The organism is Streptomyces sp. NPDC000941 (assembly GCF_053599555.1).
The window spans coordinates 1-3,337 of record NZ_JBSFMM010000455.1 but is presented as its reverse complement, the minus strand read 5'-3'; the positions used below and the strand labels follow the sequence as shown (position 1 = coordinate 3,337).

At 68.5% G+C, this 3,337-nt stretch carries 3 protein-coding genes; 2 read left to right on the top strand and 1 reads right to left on the bottom strand.

Annotation, left to right across the window (positions count from 1 at the left end):
- Positions 1–256: 256 nt before the first annotated feature.
- Positions 257–571 (bottom strand): hypothetical protein, encoded by a 315-nt coding sequence (locus ACWDSL_RS52580; protein WP_450496782.1) that lies wholly within the window; start codon positions 569–571, stop codon positions 257–259.
- A gap of 358 nt (positions 572–929) precedes the next feature.
- On the opposite strand from ACWDSL_RS52580, the gene ACWDSL_RS52575 reads away from it, so the two are divergent.
- Entirely contained in the window at positions 930–2,540 is a 1,611-nt protein-coding gene (locus tag ACWDSL_RS52575; protein ID WP_450496780.1) for a flavin monoamine oxidase family protein, read from the top strand.
- Positions 2,537–3,178 (top strand): Rid family hydrolase, encoded by a 642-nt coding sequence (locus tag ACWDSL_RS52570; RefSeq protein WP_450496779.1) that lies wholly within the window; start codon positions 2,537–2,539, stop codon positions 3,176–3,178. Before ACWDSL_RS52575 ends, ACWDSL_RS52570 begins: the two co-directional genes overlap by 4 nt.
- The last annotated feature ends 159 nt before the right edge of the window (positions 3,179–3,337 follow it).

Genomic DNA, 3,337 nt, shown 5'->3' with positions numbered 1-3,337 from the left:
TGACCGGCCCCCTGGACACCCGGCAGCCCGCAACGGCCACCGGGCACCCAGCTCTGCCCCCACCCACCCTGAACTGCTGCTATTTACGCGTCAGACCTTAGAAGGAAAACCTTCCCCCACAAGGTTCCCCTCCGGCCTTGGGCGCGGCCGGCAGCGCCCGTAGCGCTCCAAAATGGCTTCACCGGACCTGACCTGAGGTAACGAACCTGACCCGCCAGATTCCAGCATGATCAGTCCTCATGCTGGTGCGACTTACCTACCTCATTGCCACACGGATCTTCGCGTGGCTGTTCCTGATGTCTCGATCCTCTGCGGCCAAGAACGCGTAGATACTGATCCTGCGTCGACAGGTCACCGCGCCCAAGCCCGACTGGCCGGACCGCGCGCTGCTCGCCGTCCTGACCCGGCTGATCCCCCAAGCCCTGCGCGAACGCCGGATCGTCTCACCGCGCACCCTGCTGGCCTGGCACCAGCGTCTGGTGAAGCAGAGGTGGACGCAGTCGCCGTCGTGGTTGACGCCCAGGTCCTTGGCTACCGACGCGTACATCCCGCCCGGGGTGACCCGGTACAACGCGACGGCATCGGCCCGGAACTCAGGCGAATACTTCGACGTCCCCCAACGGGAACTCCTGTCCTATGGATCATCACGATCCAATGATCAGGGTGTCCACGATCAGGGGCTAATCCCCCTTGCCCAGCGGGAGGGCTGCCCCCGACCCAAGACGGGACCGCGCCCGCTCCTTCCTCCTGGTTCGTAGCTCACGGCTCGAAACCGGTTACGTCAGTGGTATGGCGTTGTAACAGTCTCGGCGGAGGCTCATGGCGCACCTCCGGTCTCCTCAGTAACTCGCACCCCCCACGTGACCGGGTTGATCGAACGACCGCTCCCCGGCCGGCGCGCGCCCCGGGGTGCGGATGAGGAGGAATTGATGGCTGCAGAGCAGTCCCCAGGATCCCGCCGTGCCTTCCTGAGATCCGTCGGCGTCGCGGGGGGCGCCGGAGTGCTGTACTCGGCGATGGGCGCACTCGGGCTCGCCCCGGTGCCAGACGTGCGGGCGGATGAGTACCGGGCGCCCCAGCGAAGCGACTTCGCGCTCACCGGGCGCGGCGGCAAGAAGGTGCTCGTGCTCGGCGGCGGCATAGCCGGCCTGGCGACGGCGTACGAGCTGGGCAAAGCCGGTTACGACTGCCGGATCCTGGAGGCGAAGGACCGCCCCGGGGGCCGCAACTGGACGGTCCGCGGCGGCACGATGCTGACCGACCTCGACGGGCGTACGCAGACGGCGTCGTTCACCAAGGGCCAGTACATGAACGCGGGCCCGGCCCGGCTGCCGCAGTCCCACGTCACTCTCGAGTACTGCCGCGAACTCGGCGTCGAACTGCAGGTGTTCACCAATCAGAACGCCAACGCGTACATCTATCACGAGAGCAGTGCCGCCCTCGCGGGCAAGCCCATGCGCTGGCGCACGGCGAAGGCCGACGTCTACGGCTACATCTCCGAGCTGCTCGCCAAGGCCACCGACCAGGGCGCCCTGGACGCACAGCTCACCGCGCAGGACAAGGAAGGACTGATTGCGTTTCTGCAGAGCTTCGGCGCTATCAAGGGCAAAGCCGACGGATACGCCTACACCGGCACCGACCGGCGAGGCTACTCCGTCGAGCCGGGCGCGGCCTTCGAGGACGGCACGGTCCTTGGCCCGGTGCCGACGCTGTCGGACGTCATCGCCAGCGGCGTGGGGCAGCGCTTCGCCTTCGAACTCGGCTACGACCAGGCCATGCTGATGTTCCAGCCGGTGGGCGGCATGGACGCGATCCCGTACGCCCTGGCCAAGGCGATCGGCCAGAACCGCATCACCTATGGCGCCAAGGTGCTGGAGGTCAAGGACCTGCCGGACGGTGCCGAGGTCACGTACAAGGGCGTCGGCGGCCGTACCCGCACCCAGCGCGCCGACTTCGTTGTCGCGGCCATGCCGCCCATGGTCATGGCCCGCCTCAAGCACAACCTGGGGACCGACATCACCGCGGCGCTGAAGGACGCCGTCCCGACCCCCGTCGGCAAGATCGGGCTCGAGTACCGCAGCCGATGGTGGGAGACGGACGAGCACATATACGGCGGCATCACGCCGACCGACACCGACCTGGCCACCATCTGGTACCCCTCCTACGGCCACCAGGGCCGCCGCGGCACGCTCATCGGCTACTACAACTTCGGGCCCAACGCCGTCGCGTACAGCGATCTGCCGCACGCCCAGCGCCTTGCGCGGGCGGTGAGCCGGGGCGTGAAGATCCACGGCGACAAGTACCGCACCGAACTCGACCACTCCTTCAGCGTGGCCTGGCACCGCACGCCTCATATCGAGGCCGGCTGGGTGGGCTGGCCCTCGCAGACCGGCCCCGAGTACAAGCTGCTCAACCAGCCCGCCGGGCACGTCTACTTCGCTGGCGACTGGCTCAGCCACGTCATCGCCTGGCAGCACGGCGCGTTCACCTCGGCCCGCAAAGTGGTGACCGACATCCACGAAAGGGTGATGGCCGTATGAAGCGACGTACGAAGGTTGTGATCGGTACAACCCTGACCGCCTCGCTCCTCACCGGCGGCACCGCGCTCGCCGAGGGCAAAGGCTGGTGGCCCGGGCCCAAAGAGGTCCGCGTCATGCTGCCCGAGAGCCAGTCCAACCCGGCCATCGCCACCGGAGTGGCAACCGGCGGTGAGGTAGCGATCTACCAGAGCAGCGGCCTCGGCCCGACCGCGCTCAACCCGTCCGCGCCGGTCGGCTCACCCGAGCTCTACACCGACCCGGCCCTCACTCAGGGCGCCACGGGAGTCACGGTCACCGAGGCCCAGGCACTGGTCGTCCTGCGCAACATCAAGACCAACCTCGAAGCGGCGGGCCTGACCCTGGCCGACGTCATCACCATGAAGTGCTACCTGATGAAACCGCCCGGCGTCGAGACCGCCGACTACGCGGGATGGAACCGCGCGTACCGCCAGTACTTCGCCAACATCGACCTCACCTCGAAGGAGGTCGTCCCGGTCCCGATGGGCACCTCCGCCCCCAAGGCACCGCTGGTCGCCAACAAGGCCCGTCCCGCACGCGCCACGATGGAGGTCGCGTCGCTGGCCGTCAAGGGCTGGATGGTCGAGGTCGAGGTCACCGCCGCGTACAAGGCGCGCTGACGGGCACAGTCCCGCGGGGCAACTGCCAGCGAGGGGCCGGGCCCGTAACCGGGCCCGGCCCCCCTGCGCGGCTGCCCCCGGCCGGGGGCCGCCCCCGCGGGCTGGGACGTGGGGCGGGGCGGGTCAGTGTGGGGAGACACAAGAGGAGAAAAAGCGGGG

Bases quoted from the DNA above. Each gene is read 5' to 3' on its own strand.
- ACWDSL_RS52570 (WP_450496779.1), top strand. From the start codon at position 2,537: ATGAAGCGACGTACGAAGGTTGTGATCGGTACAACCCTGACCGCCTCG.
- ACWDSL_RS52575 (WP_450496780.1), top strand. From the start codon at position 930: ATGGCTGCAGAGCAGTCCCCAGGATCCCGCCGTGCCTTCCTGAGATCC.